The organism is Janthinobacterium sp. PLB04 (genome assembly GCF_021165895.1).
GTDB classification, from domain to species: domain Bacteria; phylum Pseudomonadota; class Gammaproteobacteria; order Burkholderiales; family Burkholderiaceae_D; genus Janthinobacterium; species Janthinobacterium lividum.
Window position 1 is genome coordinate 5,847,131 of the sequence record NZ_CP088968.1, and the last position, 17,954, is coordinate 5,865,084.

The window sequence follows — 17,954 nt, forward strand, 5'->3', positions numbered from 1 at the left end:
GCTGACAACTAAAATCTTACTGGCAGGCTTCGCATTCCTCGAAGCCATCGTCACCCGGACGCAGGTAGCAGGCTTCGCCATCGGCGTCGTCCGCTGCCGCTGCCACTACCGGCGCCACGGCCACTGCTGCTGCCGCCACAACGGCTGCCTGGGCGCTGGTTTGTGCACTTTGGGCGCTGGCCGACATGCCGCCATCGACTGCCACGGCGTTCAGGGCGCCCGTCTTGGAGGTCGATTTCTCCATGTGGGTAGCGGCGATGGTACGCAGGTAGTAGGTGGTCTTCAGGCCACGCAGCCATGCCAGCTTGTAGGTTTCGTCCAGTTTCTTGCCCGATGCGCCAGCCATGTAGATGTTCAGCGACTGGGCCTGGTCGATCCACTTCTGGCGACGCGAAGCCGCTTCCACCAGCCAGCTTGGCGACACTTCAAAGGCGGTGGCATAGATATCGCGCAGGTCTTGCGGGATGCGGTCGATCTTCACCAGCGAGCCGTCGAAGTACTTCAGGTCGGAGATCATGACTTCATCCCACAGGTCGCGCGCCTTCAGGTCGCGCACCAGGTAGCCGTTGATTTCGGTGAATTCGCCCGACAGGTTCGATTTCACGTACAGGTTCTGGAACGTCGGCTCGATACAGGCCGAGACGCCGATGATGTTCGAAATCGTCGCCGTCGGGGCGATCGCCACGCAATTCGAGTTGCGCATGCCGAACTTGGCGATGCGTTCGCGCACCGGGGTCCAGTCCATGGCCGACGAGGAATCGACTTCCAGGTAACCGCCGCGCTCTTCGGCCAGCAGTTTGACCGAGTCTTGCGGCAGGATGCCACGGTCCCACAGCGAACCGGCATACGATTCATAGCGGCCGCGCTCTTCGGCCAGTTCCGTCGACGCCAGGTAGGCGTAGTAGCAGACGGCTTCCATCGAGGTGTCGGCAAACGACACGGCGGCGTCCGAGGCGAACGGGATGCGCATCATGTGCAGGCAGTCCTGGAAGCCCATCACGCCCATGCCGACCGGACGGTGGCGCATGTTCGAATTGCGCGCCTTGTCGACGGCGTAGTAATTGATGTCGATGACGTTGTCGAGCATGCGCATGGCGGTACGCACGGTCTTGGCCAGCTTGACGTGATCGAGCTTGCCTTCCTTCATGTGCGCCGGCATGTTCACGGAACCGAGGTTGCAGACGGCGATTTCATCGCTGCTGGTGTTCAGGGTGATTTCCGTGCACAGGTTCGAGCTGTGGACGACGCCGACGTGCGACTGCGGGCTGCGGATGTTGCAAGGGTCCTTGAACGTGATCCATGGGTGGCCCGTTTCAAACAGCATCGACAGCATCTTGCGCCACAGGTCCAGCGCCTGGATTTTCTTGAAGACACGGATTTCGCCGGCGGCGGCCTTGGCTTCATAGCCCAGGTAAGCCTGTTCAAAAGCCTTGCCGACCTTGTCGTGCAAGTCTGGCGTGTCCGACGGCGAGAACAGGGTCCATTCGCCTTTTTCCATGACGCGCTTCATGAACATGTCGGGAATCCAGTTCGCCGTGTTCATGTCGTGCGTGCGGCGGCGGTCGTCGCCCGTGTTCTTGCGCAGGTCGAGGAATTCCTCGATATCCATGTGCCAGGTTTCCAGGTAGGCGCAGACGGCGCCCTTGCGCTTGCCGCCCTGGTTGACTGCCACGGCCGTGTCATTCACCACCTTCAGGAACGGCACCACGCCTTGCGACTTGCCGTTGGTGCCCTTGATGTGGGCGCCCAGGGCGCGCACTGGCGTCCAGTCGTTACCCAGGCCGCCGGCAAACTTGGCCAGCAGCGCGTTGTCCTTGATGGCGTCGTAGATGCCTTCCAGGTCATCCGAGACGGTGCTCAGGTAGCACGACGACAGCTGCGAGCGCAGGGTGCCCGAGTTGAACAGGGTCGGCGTCGAGCTCATGAAGTCGAACGAGGACAGCAGGCTGTAGAACTCGATGGCGCGCGCTTCGCGGTCCGCCTCGTTCAGCGCCAGGCCCATGGCCACGCGCATGTAGAACGCTTGCGGCATTTCGATGCGCACGTCCTGGATGTGCAGGAAGTAGCGGTCATACAGGGTTTGCAGGCCGATGTAGCCGAATTGCAAGTCGCGGTCGGCCACGATGGCTTTGGCCAGGCGTTCCAGGTCGAAGCTGGCGAGTACCGGGTTCAGCAGCTCGGCGGCGATGCCCTTGGCGATGTATTGCGGGAAATACGTCAGGTATTCGGCGGCAGCGGCCGCTTGCGGCACTTCCTTGCCGAACACTTCCTTGCGCACCGTGTGCAGCAGGATGCGGGCCGTGACCTGGCTGTAGGCCGGGTCTTTTTCCATCAGCGCGCGCGCCGCCAGAATGGCCGACTTGTGCAGCTCTTCGACGGGCACGCCGTCGTACAGGTTTTTCACTGTTTCAGCCAGGATGGCGTCGGCATCGACGTGCTTTTCCAGGCCGGCGCAGGCGGCGTTGATCAGGTCGCGCACTTCCTGCATGTCCAGCAGGCGGCGCACGCCGTTGTCGGTGACGTTCAGCTGGGGCGCGGTGACTTGCGCGGAGGCGCCTTGCGCTTCCTTCTGCAGGCGGCGCTCTTCCATGTGCTTGGCGCGGTACAGCACGTAGGCACGCGCCACGTCGTGTTCGCCCGAACGCATCAGCGACAGTTCCACCTGGTCTTGCACGTCTTCGATATGGAAGGTGCCGCCGCCCGGATGGCGGCGCACCAGCGCGGCGACGACGCCGTCGGTCAGTTGTTCCACCAGTTCGCGGATGCGTGCCGAGGCTGCGCCCTGGCCGCCGTTAACGGCCAAAAACGCCTTAGTCATGGCGATGGCGATCTTCGAAGGCTCAAATGCCACCACCGCGCCGTTGCGGCGGATGATGCGATAGTCGCCCAATGCCGCGCCCGTGCTCGCCACACTGTTGGCCGCGCCTGGCGCTGGCGATACTGGCGTTGGATGGATGGAAATATCTTGTGGTGATTGCATTGAAGCTCCCGTTGTCAGCTAAAGTCAGCCTGCAGTTTTGCTGCCGCGTGTGTTGTTGAATAGAACGCCCGATGGTCAGGGTTTCTTCAGGTATTTGTTGCTAAATAGTAAATTCATAGTGCATAAAACAGGTCAGTATCCATCTCGCCACACCGCACTGCCCGGCTGGCGCGAAACACGATCAAGGGTGATAAACCGCCAGTTCCAGTGCTTTATCAGCAATCCGGATAGCTTTGACAATAATTCTGAAAACGTCTGTGATGGCACTAGATATAGTCTTTACATCCAACTTCTGCACTAATTGTAGTACCCATCGAAGGGTGATGCAATAGTTTTCCGGCATCCGCCAGCGTAATTTTTTGTCTTTTCTTATACGATTTCGGTTGACTTTTCAGGGCATGGATGGAAAGCCCAATCCCCGCGAAGTAAGCGCTAACGCAGGCTGCCCGCGCAAGGTTTCCAGCCAGCATACTTGGTAAAAATGCCAGTCAAAAAACGGTCCCGGATCCGTCTTCCTTCCCGGCGCGATATGCTCGTGGCCGCGCACCTGGGACAGCCCGTAGCGCGCCGCCAGCGCCACCGTCAGCGCCGCCAGGACATGGTATTGCCGCCGCTGAAAGGGCACATCGTCCGCGCCTTCCATTTCGATACCGATGGAATAGCCATTGCACTGCGGACGTCCCTCGAAGGTGGACGCGCCGGCATGCCAGGCACGTTTATCAGCAGAAACATATTGCAGCAACGCACCATCGCGCCGCACAAAAAAGTGCGCCGAGACTTGCAAGCCACGCAGGTCGGCGAAAGAAGGATCGGCATTATAATCTACCCGGCCCGTAAACAAGTCCGACACATGCGGTCCGCCAAAGTGGCCGCCCGGCAAGCTGATGTTATGGATCACCAGCAAATCGACTTGCGCGCCGTCCGGTCGCGCATCGTAGTATTGGGAGTCATAGCGCAGCGCGCCATCGCACCAGCCGTCTTCATCTATCGTCCATGCGCTCATCAAATAGGGCTTCCTGTATCGTCAATTTCTGCATGCGGTAACGCAACTGGCGCACGCTCAGGCCCAGTTGGCGCGCCGCCCGCGCGCGGTGGTAGCGCGCCTGCACCAGCGCCAGCATGATCATGTCGCGCTCGGCCTGGCGCAAATACATGTCCAGCGGCAAGACGGGGGGCACGCCATACGCCGCCATGCCGGGCAGGCACAGTTGCCGCTCCGGCAAGGCCGGCGGCGCCCGCGACGGCATGCTGCCCACCGCCGGCGGCAAGGCCAGCCCCTCGAGCGCGATCACGCCGCCGTCGGCAAAGGCCAGCGCCCGCTCCAGCACGTTTTCCAGTTCGCGCACATTGCCGGGAAACGCATACGCGGCCAGGGCCGCCAGCACGGGCGGCGCCAGGCTCACGGCCCGGCGCGGCGACAGGCGCGCGAGGATCACCTCACATAATACCTGCAGATCGCCGCGCCGTTCGCGCAGCGGCGGCAGTGCCAGCTCGATCACATTCAGGCGGTAAAACAGGTCCTGGCGAAACGTGCCGGCCGCCACGCCGCGCCCCAGGCCATGCTGGCTGGCGCACAGGATGCGCACGTCGACGGCCTCGTCAGTACTGCCGCCCAGCTTGCGCACGCGGCGCTCCTGCAGCACGCGCAACAGTTTCACCTGCATGGCCAGCGGCAGGTCGTCGACTTCGTCGAGCAGCAGGCTGCCGCCGTGGGCTGCCTGGAACAAGCCCTGGCGTTCGTGCAGCGCGCCCGTATAGGCGCCCGGGCGGCAGCCGAAGAATTCCGCTTCCATCAGCGCTTCGGGAATGGCGCCACAGTTGACGGCGATAAACGGGAAGCTGGCGCGCGCGCCCTGCGCATGGATGGCGCGCGCCGCCAGTTCCTTGCCCGTGCCCGATTCGCCGCGGATGGCCACCGGCGCGCCACAGCGGGCGATGCGGCCGATCTGCGCGCGCAGCGCCTGCATGGGCAGCGAGTTGCCGCTCAGTTGCGGCGCCGGCGGCATGCCGGCGGCGGTGACGGTCTGCGGACTGGGGCTGGGACGGGACATGGGAGCGCGCCTTTCTGCAATGGCGGCGACGAACCGCCTGCTGCAGATGCTACGCCGGACGGATGCCGGAGGCCGTTACGATACGGATGAGCAACGCGCGCCGGCACGCCCTTACAAGGTGGCGTGCGCGTGGCTGCAGTAATCGTGGCCCTTGGCCTGCACGTTTTCGGAGGCCGGGTAGTACACGCCGCAATGGGCGCAGCACAGCATCAGTTCGGCATCAGGCAATTCCTGCGGCCGGCCCGGCGGCGCAAACGGATTCGGCTGCTGTTGCTGCTGCGCGCGGGCCCGTTGCTGCATGCTCCGGATCTTGCTGCGGATAGCAAACAGCACCAGGAATACCAGCGCCAGCCAGAATAAAACACGTGTCATGCGAATCCTCGGTGTAAAACCACTTCCAGTACAAAACGGCTGCCGACATAGGCCAGCAGCAAGGTGGCGAAACCGGCCAGGGTAAAACTCAGGGCCGTTTTGCCGCGCCAGCCGCGAAAGCGGCGGCCTGCCAGCAGCGCGGCAAACAACAGCCACGACAGCATGGTAAACACGGATTTGTGATCCCAGTTCAGGGCCTTGCCAAATAGTTGTTCGGAAAACACGATACCCGACAGCACGGTCAGGCTCAGCAGGATGAAGCCCAGGCCGATCATGCGGAACAGCAGTTTTTCCATCGTCAGCAGGGCTGGCAACTGGTCCAGCGCCGTGCCGATGAAGCCGCGGCTTTCGCTGCGCGTATGCAAACGCGATTCCTGCAGCGCCATCAGCACGGCGTGGAAGGCGGCAATCGTCAAGGTGCTGTAGGCAAGCACGGCCACGGCAATATGCCAGCCGAAGACGGCCGACTTGCCTTCCATGTTGACCTGGCTGCCAGGAAAGGCCCAGGCCAGGCCGATGGCGAGGACGGCGCTGGGCATGACCATGCGGCGCAGTCCGTCCAGGCTGAAATTGCGGTTCTCTATCCAGTAGGCGCCCACCGAGACCCACAGCGCGGCCGACAGCATGGCGGAAAAACCGAAGCGCAAGGTGCCCGGCGCCATCAGGTCGAACCACAAGGTGGCGGCGTGCGCCAGCCAGGCAACGCCGGTCAGGCCGGCAATGAGCCGGGCACGGGACGAGGGAAGCACCGCGCACGCCGCGTACAACAGGGCGGCGATGAAAAAGAAATAGATCTGCATAGTTTAAGTTTACACCATAGCCGACAAGCGCGATTCAGGCGACAGCCCGGTGACAGGCACGACGCCGCCATCCAATGCCGCAAGCCTGCCATGATATCGCGCCTGAGGCATGACGGGGTGGCGCACCCTCAAGATTTCGGCAATCTTTCACGCTACCTCTATATATTAGTATGCCGCAAAAAAATGATGGCCCGCTTAAGCGGGCCATCGGGCATTGCCAATATCCGGTTTACTTCACGTTCAGGCTCTTTTTCGCCTGCTCCAGCAAGTCGGTCTTGACCCAGTCCTTGGCCACGGGTGGTTTCGTCATGCGGCCCACGCCCGTTTTCACCATCACGTCCGTGGTGATCTGGATATGCTCGGGCGAGATGTCATACGAATACGGCGAATTGCTGATCGCGTCGTCGAAGTCATCTTTCGTGATCTGGCCCCGGAACACCACTTCGCGCACATACTTTTCTGCCGTCGCCTTGTTGTCGATAAAGGTCTTGGTGGCTTCGACGAAGCAGCGCATGAATTTTTCCGCCACGGGACGGCGCTCCTTGTAGAACTTTTCCGTCATCACCATGGTCCGCACGGGTTCGCCGATCGGCGTGTCGTACGGTTTGATGACTTCGGTGCCGAAACCCTTGTTGATGGCCTGCGACGATTGCGGCTCGGACTGCATCATGGCGTCGATATTCTTGCCCATCAGCGCCTGGTTCAAGTCGGCGTAGGCCAGGAATACCAGTTGCACATCCTTGCCCTTGGTTTCGGAATACGTCAGGCCAGCTTGCGACAGCTCGGCCAGCAGCAGCACTTCCTGGATGCCGCCGCGCGTCACGCCCACGCGCTTGCCCTTGAGTTCCTTGACGCTGGCAATCTTTTGCCCCGCCCCGCCCACCAGGCGCGCGCCGCCCTTGGCAAAACCGGCCACCACGTAGATGGGCGCGCCGCCGGCGCGGCCGGAAATGGCCGCTTCGGACGCCGTCGCCCCCACGTCCAGTTCGCCCGCGATAATCGCCTGCATCACGTCGAGGCCCTTGGCGAAGATATGCTCTTCGACCTTGATGCCGCACTTGGGCGCGATTTCCTTGATGTACGACACGGCTCCGTAATGGGCGAATTTCAAGTTACCCAGGCGCACGACTTCCTGCGCCTGTGCCTGGACAGCGCCCATGCCGAAGGCCAGCATGAGGGCGGCGGCAATACCGCTCTTCAAGGTTGATTTTTTCTGCATCGGGTTCTCCTGTGGTGGTTGGTATGTGCCCGCAAGGGCACGCGAAACACTGCTTTTTTGTTATGGGGAGATAGTACCGTGTGTTAAGCCAGGAGCAATCTTTTTTATTTCACGATGGCTCCAGCAGCGAAATTCGCTGGACTACGCCACAGCCAGGCACTGCAGGTTGATCAATGACACAAGCGAGTGCAACATATGCCCACTGTCAAAGCGGAAACAAGTTCTGCACGATGAAGTCCACGAACACCCTGAGCTTCGGCGAGAGATGTTTGCTGGAGGGCCACAGTATGCGCAATGTGGTGCAGTCCTGGTTGTATTCGTCCAACACAGTGACGAGTCGGCCTTCGTCCAGCTGACGACGCACAGCGATGTCAGGCACACAGGCAATGCCGAGACCTTGTTCGGCAAAGCATATCTGTGGGTCCAGCGAATTCGTGACCATGCTGCCCGGCAGATCCATGCAGAGGGGCTGACTGTTCCTACTCAACGGCCATGCGTCCATTTTGCCCGTCGTGGGATAGCGGTACAGCAGGCAGGCGTGGTTGGCCAAGTCTTCAGGTTGCTGCGGAAAACCGGCCCGCTGGAAATAGCTGGGAGCGCCGACGATGACTCTTCGATAAGCGCCGAGCGTGCGTGCCATCAACCGGGAATCGCTGGGTTCTCCGGTACGGATCACGGCATCGAAGCCTTCCTCGATCACTTCCACCAGGCGATCCGAGCAGTCGATGTCCAGCGCGACAGCGGGATAGCACCGTTGGAAGGCCGCCAGCCTGGGCATGAACAAGGTGCCGACCGATGGCAGACTGATGCGCAGCTTGCCATGAGGGGCGCTTTGCGTTTGCAAGAGTTCGGCTTCGGCCAACTCCACCTCGCAAAGAATACGGCGGCAGCGCTCCAGGAACAACGCGCCTTCCGATGTCAGGCTGATGGTGCGCGTAGAGCGGTGGAACAGGCGCACCCCCAGGCGTTCTTCCAGCCGCGCGATGGCCTTGCTGACGGCTGATGCAGAGATGCCCAACTGCTGCCCGACAGCAGTGAAGCTGCGGGACTCCCCCGCGCGTACGAAGAGATCCAGAGAACCAAGATTTTCCATTTAAACCCGTCAATTAATGACAGTTATGTCACATATATTGTTCACTGTAGCCCATTTTTCTTTTGTTAGTAAGCAGGCAGCATACGTACTGATACTTCACACCAGAACGACTCCAATTTGAGGAACTTAGTTTATGAATCAGACAACAGCACCTGCTCTACACAAGAGCGCCGAGCGATTGCCCTTGGGTGGACTGCTTGCCTTGGCAATGGCAGCCTTTGTCACGCTGCTGACCGAGATCATGCCGGCCGGATTGCTTTCTTCCATTGCGCAAGGCTTGAGCGTCTCTGAAAGCCTGGCAGGCCAGTTCATTACAGCCTACGCAGTCGGTGCGCTGGTCGCCGCTATTCCGGTCACCACGCTAACGCAAGGCATGCGGCGGCGTCCGCTGCTATTGACGGCGATCTTTGGCTTTGCGCTTGTCAATCTCGTCACCGCGCTTTCCGATAGCTATGGCATCTCGCTGGTGGCGCGCTTTTTCGCCGGAGTCTTCGGCGGAATCGTCTGGACGCTCCTGGCTGGATATGCGGTGCGCATGTCGCCGTCTCATCTCAGCGGACGGGCGATTGCGATATCCGGCGCCGGCGCGACCATCGCTTTGGTGCTCGGTGTACCGCTCGGAGCGCTGCTTGGGCGCGCCATCGGCTGGCAAGGCGCCTTTGGCCTGATGAGTGTCCTGGCACTCTTGCTCATGGCGTGGATCATTGCCATCGTCCCCGACTTTCCTGGCCAGCCCAGGGGGCAGCGCCAAACTCTGTCCAGTATATTTTTCAAGACCGGTATTCGCGCCGTGCTATTCGTTGTCTTCACCTTCGTTGTTGCCCACAACATTCTCTACATCTATATCGAGCCGTTGCTCGCGCCTTCGGGGCTGTCAGCGAACGTGGAAAACATTCTGTTCGTGTTCGGACTGGGTTCAATCATCGGCCTCTGGTTCATCGGTGCCATGGTCGATCGTCGGCTGCAATTTCTTTCCGTGGCAAGCATCATGGTCTTCGCCGTTGCCTCCGTACTGCTGGGCCTTTGGGGCGACCTTTCGCAGGTGGTATACCCCTCTGTAGCGATATGGGGCCTCGCTGTCGGCGGCTTTGCCACGATCACTCAAACGGCATTGTCCCGCTTTGCCGGCGATTCGGTTGATATGGCGCAATCCATGTACACGACCGTCTGGAACACCGCGGTGGCCAGCGGCGGCGTTGTCGGTGGAATCTTGCTTGCTCAGTCAGACGTGGCATCGTTCGCCTGGACCGTTCTCGGATGTCTCGTCGTCTCGTTGCTGGGTACGGTCTTCGCCATGAACAAGGCGCTGGCAAGCAGGAGTTGCAGCGGGGGTTGATACGTGTGGCCGCGCAACTCGCCCTTGACGCAGGCGCAATCCCTGGCCGCGATGGCAGGCACTGCGCCGGCGTTTTTACAACAGCCGACCTTACTGGCCAGCCAGCGCCACCACGGGGTCGAGTCCCGACGCCTTGCGCGCCGGCATGAAGCCAAACACCAGCCCCGTCACCACGGCGCAGGCAAACGCGCCGGCGATGGCGCTCAGCGAAAAGATCACCGGCACGTCCCATATCAGCAGCAGGCCGGCGACCGTCACGCCAACCACGATGCCGGCCACGCCGCCCACCACCGACACCAGCACGGCTTCGGTGAGGAACTGGCGCAGGATGTCGCGCCGGCGCGCGCCCGTCGCCATGCGGATGCCGATTTCGCGCGTGCGCTCGCGCACCGTCATCAGCATCACGTTCATGACGCCGATGCCGCCCACCACCAGGGAGACGGCGGCGATCAGGCTGAGCATCATGGTCATGTTGTCCTGCGTCTTCGCTTCGGCGGCGATCGACGCGGCCGCGTTGCTGATGCCGTAGTCGCGGATGCGGTGGCGCTCGAACATGGTGGCGTCGACCGCCGCCTCCACCTCCGTCACGCGCTTGACGTCGGCCACCGCCATCACCGTGTACGTCGGCTCGCGCTGGCCGAAGACGCGGATGCCGGCCGTGGAAAACGGCAGCAGCAGCACGTCGTCTTCATCCTTCTCGCCCGTCAGCGCCCCCTTCGCGCTCATCACGCCGATCACCTGGAAAGGCACGTTGCCGATCAGGATGCTCTGCCCCACGGGGTTGGCCACGTCGGGCATCAGCTTTTCCGCCAGGTGGGCGCCCAGCACGGCCACGGTGGCCATCTCGCGCTCGTCTTCCTCGGCAAAGAAGCCGCCCTTGGCCACCGGCCAGGTCTGGATCTGCGGCAGGGCCGGCCCCGTGCCGCGCACATAGGTCTGCACGTCGAGGTTACCGTGGCGTATCACCTTGTTGCCCGTGACATTCGGCAGCACGTGGGTGATGCCCGGCACTTCCTTCAGCGCATCGAGGTCGGCCAGGGTGATGCTGCGTCCGGGGATGCGCGAGCTTTCGCCGCGCGACGCCATGTACAGCAGGTTCGAGCCGAATGCGCCCAGCTGCGCCATCACTTGCTGGCGCGTGCCCAGACCGATGGCCAGCATGACGATCACGGAAGCGACGCCGATGACGATGCCCAGCAGGGTCAAGCCCGTGCGGAAGCGGTTGATCCACAACACGCGCCAGGCGGCGCGCGCCGCGTCGAGCAATTCCGTTCCCAGCGACGCGCCCGTGTCGTGGGCGGCGCGCGACATGTCCAGCGGCGGCAGGGCCGTCGACGTGGCGGGAATGGCGACGGCGCCCGAGTCTTCGATGATTTTGCCATCGCTGATCTCGATCACGCGGCGCGCCTGTGCCGCCACCTTGCGGTCATGCGTAATGAGGATGATGGTGTGGCCCGCGTCGGCCAGTTCGCCCAGCAGGGCCATGACTTCGGCGCCGCTGCTGCTGTCGAGCGCCCCCGTCGGTTCATCGGCGAGGATGATGCGCCCGCCATTCATCAGGGCGCGCGCGATCGACACGCGCTGCTGCTGCCCGCCCGACAACTGGTTTGGCCGGTGATCGAGCCGCTCGCCCAGGCCCAGGCGCTTGAGCAGCGCTTCCGAGCGCGCATGGCGGGCCGCGGCCGGCATGCCCGCGTACAGGGCCGGCACTTCCACGTTTTCCCGCGCCGATTCGGTGGCGATCAGGTGATAGCCCTGGAAGACGAAGCCGAACGCTTCGCGCCGCAGCCACGCCAGTTCATCGGGATTCAGGCTGGCCACGTCCTGGCCGGCGAAACGGTAGGTGCCGTCGCTGGGCCGGTCAAGACAGCCAAGCAAATGCATCAGGGTCGACTTGCCGGAACCGGACGCGCCCACAATGGCGACGAATTCGCCGGCGCCTATCGACAAGGTCAGGCCGCGCAGCACTTCCACGGCCGGCGCGCCGTCATGGCCGCCATAGCGCTTGCGGATGCCTTGCAGTTCAATCAACGGCGCCGCTTGCTCCGGCTGCCCGGGTTGCCCGAGCGACGCGGCCTCGCTCATGGCGCTCACAGCTGGAACCTGCTGCTGCCGCTGCCGGCCGGCTGCTCGCCCGTGACCAGCAATTCGCCTTCGCGCAAGCCTTGCAGCACTTCCGCGCTGAGGCGGTTGCGCACGCCCACGGTGACGGTGCGCGTATCGACCTTGCCGTCCGCATCCATCACGCGGGCCGTAAACTGCCCCGGCTTGGCGCCTTCTTGCGTCGAGGGTTTCAGGGCCGGCAAGGGCACGGCCAGCACATTGTTCGCCGCGGCCGTGACGAATACCACTTGCGCCGTCATCTGCGGCATCAATTCGCCATCGGCGTTATCCACGTCGAACAGCACGGTATATAAAATCACCTTGCTGGTCGACGGCGCCAGGGCCGTGCCGGCGGCAGAACCGCCTGGCACCGGCGGGGCCGGCAGCACTTGCCGCACCTTGCCGCTCCAGCGCCGCTGGTCGCCGCCCAGGGTGGTGAAGTACACGGGCATGTCCGGGCGCACGCGGCGCACGTCCGCTTCCGACACTTCCGTCCACACCGTCATGGCCGACAGATCGGCGATGCGCAGGATATTCGGCGTCTGGTACGTGGCGTTCAGGGTTTGCCCTTCCTTCGCGTCCAGGCCCACCACCTTGCCGGCCATCGGCGCATAGATGCGCGTATAGCCGAGGCGCGCCTCGTCCGCCTTCAGGCTGGCCTGGGTCTGGTCGATCTGCGCCTTCAGGTGGTCGATCTTGGCGCCGGCCGAGGCCAGGGTGGCTTCGGCCGTTTCCAGGTCGGCCAAGGGGGTGGAGTCGAACTTGGCCATCTGCTTCTGGCGCACGTGCTGCTGACCCGCCAGGCGGTGCTGCGCCTGCTGGTCGGCCAGCTGCGCACGCAATCCGGCCAGCGCGGCGCGGCCCGCATCGACCGTGGCTTGCTGCACGCTGGGGTCGATCTCGGCCAGCAGCTGGCCTTTTTCCACGGCGCTGCCGGGCTGCACGTGCAGGCGCGTGATCTGGCCCGACACCTGCGCGCCCACGTCGACATAGGTTTGCGGCTGCAGCGTGCCGATGGCCGTGACGCTGGCCTCGATATTGCCGCGCTTGACGGGCGCCGTGTCGAATACGGTGGCCGGGCCGCGCGTGGCCCACAGTGCGCCGGCGCCAAACAGCGCCAGCAAGACCACGCCGCCGAGGATGCGGGCGCGGCGGGAAGGCAGGCGGGCCGCCATCAGGAAACCACTTTCAGTACATTCAAAACATCAATCGGTGTCGCCAGGCGTGAAAAGTGCATCGGTCTATCCTTGAAAATGGCAGTCAAAATTACTGCAGAAACGTCACAAGACCTGCCAGCGCGGCGACGGCTGCCAGCAGGGAACTACGAAACAGCAAGCGGGGGGCGTACGGCAGCAGAAGGGCCACCAGCAAGGCTCCCACGCCGATGAAGCCCAGCCAGGCGACCACGCCGACGGTGGCGCTCCAGCCAGCCACGCAAGGCCAGATGGCCAGCGCCAGCAGGACGGCACCGGCCAGTTGCAGCGCGCGCCGCACGTTCGGCGCCGCGTCCCTGCCCCAGACCTGGCCGTGATGGCGGTCCATCGCCAGGGAGAGGCTGGCCATGCCCGCATACGACAGGCCCAGCGCACAGAGGATGGTATTGATCATGACTGTCCTTCCGTATTGACTTGCAGGCTGGCCGAGGGCGCAGCGCTTTCCTTCGGTGCAGCCTTCTTGACCGGTTTTTCCTTGCGCTTGTGGACTTTCCACGCGCCCCTGGCGGCCAGCAGGCCGAAGGCCATGCTGCCCAGTTCCACGCCGGCGCTTTCCCAGTCGCCGCGCGCGATCTGCGCCGCCAGGTTGTCGCCCGTGCTCAAGACATTGAGCACCGGCAGCAGCAGGCACAGGGAGGCCAGCAAGCCCAGTTGCTCGATCCACGCGCGCTTTTCCCCGCGCAGGCAGGCGTGCACCAGCATCAGGAACCACACGCCGAAGAAGGCGCGCACTTCCCAGCCGGCGCGCTGCTCGATGCCGACGGGGATCAAACGGTTCGCCCACAGGAAGCCCACGCAGGCGATGGCCAGGCCGGCAATCGCCGCCACGTTCAGGCATTCGATGACGCGGTACACGCGTTGCGTGTAGGCGCCGAACTCGCCGCCGGACTTCTGGCGGCGCTTGACCATGAACAGGATGGCGCCCGTGCCCATCATGGCCGTGCCGGCCAGGCCGCAGAAGAAGTACAGCCAGCGCATCGGCGTGCCGCCAAAGCCCACCATGTGCAGGTTCGACATGACGGAGCGCGTCAGGCCCGCGCCGCCCGTGTCCGACTCGCCCGGCCGGCGCACGGCGACCTGCTCGCCCGTGGCCAGCGCGTAGCAGGCCCGGCCCGAATTGGCGCTGAGGCGCGTGAGCAGTTCCGCGTCTTCATTCCAGCCGTACATGCAGACGCGCATGGAGGCGTCATTCGGATTGTCCAGCACCACGGCGCGGATTTCCTGGCCGATGGCCTGTTCGGCGCGCAGCGCGAACGATTCCAGCGCGGGAATGGCCAGCGGCTGGCCTGTCTTCACAGGCTTGCCCGCATCGTTCCAGTCGGCCAGGAAGGCCTTCTTGGGATTGTCCATGCCGTATTGCGCCACCACGGGGGCCGGCACATAGTCATCGCTGAAGAATGCCAGGCCCGTGTAGGCGATCATGAACTGGAACGGCAAGGTCAGCACGGCCACCGCATTGTGCGCGTCGAGCCACGAACGCTGGCCCTTGGCCGGGCGGAAGGTGAAGAAATCCTTGAAGATGCGCTTGTGCGTGATGACGCCGCTCACCAGCGCCACCAGCATGATCATGGTGGTGATGGCGACGATCCACACGCCGATGCGTCCCGCGTGCAGCTCGTAGTGGAAATCGACGAAATGGTGGCCGCCGATGGTTTCCCGTTCCGTTGCCTCGCGCGCATGCTCGATGACGGCGCCCGTCAGCGGATCGAGGTCTGCCGAGCCATATCCGCCGCTGGGCTGGAACCAGTAGGCGGACAGGCCGTGGCCGGGACGCTGCACGGGCCAGATTTCCCACATGTCCGCCTTCGGGTGCTCCTTCGCCATGAAATCGAGCGCCAGCTCCAGGCGGTGCCCTCGGTCCGTGACCTTCGGCAGCGGCGGATCGTTCGCATGCGCCGCCTCTTCCAGTGCGTGCTCGGGCGTCATCCAGTGGCCGATCGGGTCGTCGAAGACGGCCAGGGTGCCGGTCAGGAAAATGGCGAACAGGAGCCAGGAAATCCACAGGCCGCTCCACGTATGCAGCCAGGCCATGGCCTGGCGCAAGCCGCCCTGCTGCGGCGTCTTGACCACTTTGCCTACCTTGACGGCGTTCATGCGGCACCTCGCGACAGCAGCATGCCGATGCCGCCGCAGGCGATGGCAGGCAGCAGCATGCCCAGCCAGACGCGGCGCAGGTCCTGCACGGCAAAGACCCAGATCACGGCGCAGGTATATACAACGAAGGCGCTCAGGGTGGCCGTCAGCACGGCTTCGGCGCGCGACAGCGGCAGCACGGCCGACAGCAGCACTGCCACGCCGGACGTAAGCGCATAGCCGCCAAAAATGGCGGCCAGCACGCGCGAGAACAACATCATGTTGGCCGATTTCATCATCGCGGCGCTCCCTGCGGCACACGCTGGCTCACGCCATTGCTGGCGTGGGCCAGATTCAACTGCACATTCATAAGCCATGCATCCTTCATCAAGATAGGTCATTCAAAAGTGATTATTTACAGTTTGTAGTTCAAGGTCAGCATCAGGTTGCGCGGCGTGCCCACTAGATTGCCGAAGACATCGGAATAGATGCTCTGGTAATAGTGCTTGTCGAGCGCATTGTTGACGTTCAGGCGCAGCTCGGCGCGGCTGTCGATCTGCCACGCCGCATTCAAGCCCAGGATCGCATAGCGGCCCTGGCGCAGATGGTAGGTGCCGTCCGTCGACTCGGTCGCGCCCTGCCCGTACACCGAGGCGCCGACGCGCCAGCCCTGCGCGGCGCCGGACAGGCGGTAGCTGGTGGCCAGCTTGAGCTGCTGGCGCGGATAGCGGCTGTTGAAATCCTTGCCGATATTGGCCGGATCGCTGTCGCGCGTAAATTGCGCCTTCACATACGTAAAACCGGCCGACAGCTGCCAGTCGGGCGTCAGCGCGCCCGCCACGTCCAGCTCCACGCCTTCGCTGCGCACTTCGCCCGACGCGCGCTGGCAATAGCCCCAGGTGCTGCCGGGGCAGGGATTGGGGCCAGCCAGGTCGTCCACGCCGCGGTTTTGCTGGCGGATCTGGAACACGGCCGCGCTGGCATTGAGGGCGCCGCCAAAGTATTCGCCTTTCACGCCCGCTTCATAGTTGGTGCCGCTGATCGGCTTCAAGGGCTGCCCATTGGCGTCGGTGGAAGCCTGCGGCTGGAAGATTTCGGTCCAGCTGGCGTACACGGAATGCTGCTTGTCGAGGTCATACACGACACCGGCGTACGGCGTGAATTCGCGCGCCACCGAGTAGCCGGCATCGTCCTTGTACCAGCTTACGCGTCCGCCCAGCACCAGCGACAGCGGCTCGGCCAGGCGCATGCGCGTGCCCGCATACACGCCGCTTTGCTCGGTGATGCTGGCCGTGCGCCACTGCGCGTAATTGATGACGGGACGCGCCACGCTGCCCGTATCCCAGTTGAACGGGTCGAGCACCGGCGCCGCCGCGCCCCAGCTGTACGGCGCCCAGCCGCCATAGCTGTTTTTCGACGAACGGCGGTGGCTGGCGCCGACCGTCAGCTCGTGCTCGCGGCCGAACAGGCTGTAGCTGCCAGTGGCATATGCGTCATAGCTGGTGTTGGCCAGTTCGGCGCGGTAGCTTTGCGAATTGAAGCGCAGGGTGTCGCCGCGGCGGCTGATGCCGGAAAACGTCGTGTCGATCTCGGGCGTCTTGCGCGTGGCCGCCAGCTTGGCCTTCCAGCCGTTGGCGAAGCGGTGTTCCAGTTCCGCGAAGATGGTCTTGTCCGTCTGGCGCCAGCCATCGAAGTCGGTGCCCAGATAAGTCGAGCGGGGCAAGTTCAGAAAAGTGCCGTCGGCGGCCGTTACCACGCCCGTGGTGACGCCGTCGTTATCCGTCTTGCGGTAGTGGGCGCCCAGGGTCAACGTGGTATCTGGACGCAGGTCGGCCTCGATGATGCCGTACAGCTGGTGATTGCGGCCATGCAGCACGTCGACAAAATCCTTCTTGTCCTGCACCGTCGCGACGATGCGCCCGCGCAGGGTCTTCGCTTCGTTGAGCGCGTTCGCCGCATCGGCTTCCAGGCGGTAGTTGCTCCAGCTGCCGATGCTGGCCGAGAACGACGCTTGCGGCGTGGCCGTCGGGCGCTTGCGCACCAGGTTGATGGCGGCGCTGGGCGTGCCGCTGCCCGTCATCAAGCCCGTGGCGCCGCGCACCACTTCGATGCGGTCATAGATGGCCAGGTCGTCATTGTCTCCATTGAAGGTGCCGTTCGCACCCAGGCTGGTAGGCAAGCCGTCGAACAGGATGTTGTCGACTGGAAAGCCGCGTGCGCTGAAACTGCCGGAATCGCCCGTAAAGTTGCCCTTTTGCATGACCAAACCCGTGATCGACTGCACGGCGTCATCCAGGGTGGTGATGCCCAGGTCGTCGATCTGCTGGCGCGTCAGCACGCTGACGGACTGCGGCGTCTCGCGCAGCGACAGGTTCAGCTTGGTTGCCGTATTGCTCACGCCCGTCGTATACGAGCCGCTGCCTTCCGTCGTCGCATCGCGCCCTGCCGTGACGGACACGCCAAGCATGGTTTGCTCGGTGGCGGGCGTGGCTGGCACCTGCTGCGCCAACGCGGAGGTACCGGCGGCCAGACACAAGGCCGTCACGGCCAGCGCCAGCGGATGCCGCTGAGGACGATGCGATACGAAATTGACAAGATGCAAAACCTGTTGCATGAAAAATCCTGAAAAGTGGCGTCATGAGACGGTAAAAAACAACCGCCCTACCCTGTAGGTGCCGCGAAAACGAAAAACGGGCAGTCCGGCTGCAAATAT

14 protein-coding genes are annotated in these 17,954 nt (G+C 63.4%); 1 reads left to right on the forward strand and 13 read right to left on the reverse strand.

Annotated features, from left to right (window positions below; genetic code table 11):
- Positions 1 to 16 precede the first annotated feature (16 nt).
- From LSO07_RS25870 to LSO07_RS25900, 7 genes are all read right to left on the reverse strand, one after another.
- Positions 17 to 2,980 carry a ribonucleoside-diphosphate reductase subunit alpha gene (locus LSO07_RS25870; protein ID WP_151097028.1) on the reverse strand — a complete coding sequence of 988 codons (2,964 nt, stop codon included), beginning with the start codon at positions 2,978 to 2,980 and terminating at the stop codon, positions 17 to 19.
- Positions 2,981 to 3,371: 391 nt separating this feature from the next.
- Positions 3,372 to 3,983, reverse strand: coding sequence for a 1,6-anhydro-N-acetylmuramyl-L-alanine amidase AmpD (ampD, locus tag LSO07_RS25875; RefSeq protein ID WP_034780263.1), 612 nt, complete (start codon positions 3,981 to 3,983; stop codon positions 3,372 to 3,374).
- Positions 3,961 to 5,031, reverse strand: a complete 1,071-nt coding sequence (locus LSO07_RS25880; protein ID WP_151097030.1) for a sigma 54-interacting transcriptional regulator — start codon at positions 5,029 to 5,031, stop codon at positions 3,961 to 3,963. Before LSO07_RS25880 ends, ampD begins: the two co-directional genes overlap by 23 nt.
- 111 nt (positions 5,032 to 5,142) lie before the next feature.
- Positions 5,143 to 5,403 carry a PP0621 family protein gene (locus tag LSO07_RS25885; RefSeq protein WP_034780264.1) on the reverse strand — a complete coding sequence of 87 codons (261 nt, stop codon included), beginning with the start codon at positions 5,401 to 5,403 and terminating at the stop codon, positions 5,143 to 5,145.
- On the reverse strand, positions 5,400 to 6,203 hold the full coding sequence (locus LSO07_RS25890; RefSeq protein ID WP_034780265.1) for a cytochrome C assembly family protein: 804 nt from the start codon (positions 6,201 to 6,203) through the stop codon (positions 5,400 to 5,402). The genes LSO07_RS25885 and LSO07_RS25890 overlap by 4 nt, the downstream gene beginning before the upstream one ends.
- Positions 6,204 to 6,432: 229 nt before the next feature.
- Positions 6,433 to 7,422, reverse strand: a complete 990-nt coding sequence (locus LSO07_RS25895) for an ABC transporter substrate-binding protein (RefSeq protein ID WP_404811511.1) — start codon at positions 7,420 to 7,422, stop codon at positions 6,433 to 6,435.
- Positions 7,423 to 7,627: 205 nt separating this feature from the next.
- On the reverse strand, positions 7,628 to 8,515 hold the full coding sequence (locus LSO07_RS25900; RefSeq protein WP_151097032.1) for a LysR family transcriptional regulator: 888 nt from the start codon (positions 8,513 to 8,515) through the stop codon (positions 7,628 to 7,630).
- Between the two features lie 133 nt (positions 8,516 to 8,648).
- Here LSO07_RS25900 and LSO07_RS25905 point away from each other — a divergent pair, with 133 nt between their 5' ends.
- Positions 8,649 to 9,851: an MFS transporter gene (locus tag LSO07_RS25905; protein ID WP_208672435.1), complete on the forward strand. Its 1,203-nt coding sequence runs from the start codon at positions 8,649 to 8,651 to the stop codon at positions 9,849 to 9,851.
- A 90-nt stretch (positions 9,852 to 9,941) separates the two neighbouring features.
- Here the strand turns inward: LSO07_RS25905 and LSO07_RS25910 are convergent, their stop codons facing one another.
- The 6 genes from LSO07_RS25910 to LSO07_RS25935 form a co-directional block, all read right to left on the reverse strand.
- Positions 9,942 to 11,936 (reverse strand): MacB family efflux pump subunit, encoded by a 1,995-nt coding sequence (locus LSO07_RS25910; protein ID WP_151097034.1) that lies wholly within the window; start codon positions 11,934 to 11,936, stop codon positions 9,942 to 9,944.
- A gap of 5 nt (positions 11,937 to 11,941) precedes the next feature.
- On the reverse strand, positions 11,942 to 13,129 hold the full coding sequence (locus LSO07_RS25915) for an efflux RND transporter periplasmic adaptor subunit (protein ID WP_052139997.1): 1,188 nt from the start codon (positions 13,127 to 13,129) through the stop codon (positions 11,942 to 11,944).
- A 91-nt stretch (positions 13,130 to 13,220) separates the two neighbouring features.
- On the reverse strand, positions 13,221 to 13,562 hold the full coding sequence (locus tag LSO07_RS25920; protein ID WP_151097036.1) for a DUF3325 domain-containing protein: 342 nt from the start codon (positions 13,560 to 13,562) through the stop codon (positions 13,221 to 13,223).
- A complete protein-coding gene (locus tag LSO07_RS25925) occupies positions 13,559 to 15,262 on the reverse strand; it encodes a PepSY-associated TM helix domain-containing protein (RefSeq protein WP_191909764.1) in 1,704 nt (567 codons plus the stop codon). Before LSO07_RS25925 ends, LSO07_RS25920 begins: the two co-directional genes overlap by 4 nt.
- A complete protein-coding gene (locus tag LSO07_RS25930) occupies positions 15,259 to 15,540 on the reverse strand; it encodes a hypothetical protein (protein ID WP_092607777.1) in 282 nt (93 codons plus the stop codon). Before LSO07_RS25930 ends, LSO07_RS25925 begins: the two co-directional genes overlap by 4 nt.
- A gap of 116 nt (positions 15,541 to 15,656) precedes the next feature.
- Positions 15,657 to 17,855 (reverse strand): TonB-dependent siderophore receptor, encoded by a 2,199-nt coding sequence (locus LSO07_RS25935; RefSeq protein ID WP_151097038.1) that lies wholly within the window; start codon positions 17,853 to 17,855, stop codon positions 15,657 to 15,659.
- Between the last annotated feature and the right edge of the window lie 99 nt (positions 17,856 to 17,954).

Excerpts from the sequence above, each read along its gene's own strand:
- LSO07_RS25930 (WP_092607777.1), bottom strand. The coding sequence starts at position 15,540 with ATGATGAAATCGGCCAACATGATGTTGTTCTCGCGCGTGCTGGCCGCC.
- ampD (WP_034780263.1), bottom strand. The coding sequence starts at position 3,983 with ATGAGCGCATGGACGATAGATGAAGACGGCTGGTGCGATGGCGCGCTG.
- LSO07_RS25905 (WP_208672435.1), top strand. The coding sequence starts at position 8,649 with ATGAATCAGACAACAGCACCTGCTCTACACAAGAGCGCCGAGCGATTG.
- LSO07_RS25880 (WP_151097030.1), bottom strand. The coding sequence starts at position 5,031 with ATGTCCCGTCCCAGCCCCAGTCCGCAGACCGTCACCGCCGCCGGCATG.
- LSO07_RS25870 (WP_151097028.1), bottom strand. The coding sequence starts at position 2,980 with ATGCAATCACCACAAGATATTTCCATCCATCCAACGCCAGTATCGCCA.
- LSO07_RS25895 (WP_404811511.1), bottom strand. The coding sequence starts at position 7,422 with ATGCAGAAAAAATCAACCTTGAAGAGCGGTATTGCCGCCGCCCTCATG.
- LSO07_RS25910 (WP_151097034.1), bottom strand. The coding sequence starts at position 11,936 with ATGAGCGAGGCCGCGTCGCTCGGGCAACCCGGGCAGCCGGAGCAAGCG.
- LSO07_RS25915 (WP_052139997.1), bottom strand. The coding sequence starts at position 13,129 with ATGGCGGCCCGCCTGCCTTCCCGCCGCGCCCGCATCCTCGGCGGCGTG.
- LSO07_RS25890 (WP_034780265.1), bottom strand. The coding sequence starts at position 6,203 with ATGCAGATCTATTTCTTTTTCATCGCCGCCCTGTTGTACGCGGCGTGC.
- LSO07_RS25925 (WP_191909764.1), bottom strand. The coding sequence starts at position 15,262 with ATGAACGCCGTCAAGGTAGGCAAAGTGGTCAAGACGCCGCAGCAGGGC.
- LSO07_RS25900 (WP_151097032.1), bottom strand. The coding sequence starts at position 8,515 with ATGGAAAATCTTGGTTCTCTGGATCTCTTCGTACGCGCGGGGGAGTCC.
- LSO07_RS25935 (WP_151097038.1), bottom strand. The coding sequence starts at position 17,855 with ATGCAACAGGTTTTGCATCTTGTCAATTTCGTATCGCATCGTCCTCAG.
- LSO07_RS25885 (WP_034780264.1), bottom strand. The coding sequence starts at position 5,403 with ATGACACGTGTTTTATTCTGGCTGGCGCTGGTATTCCTGGTGCTGTTT.
- LSO07_RS25920 (WP_151097036.1), bottom strand. The coding sequence starts at position 13,562 with ATGATCAATACCATCCTCTGTGCGCTGGGCCTGTCGTATGCGGGCATG.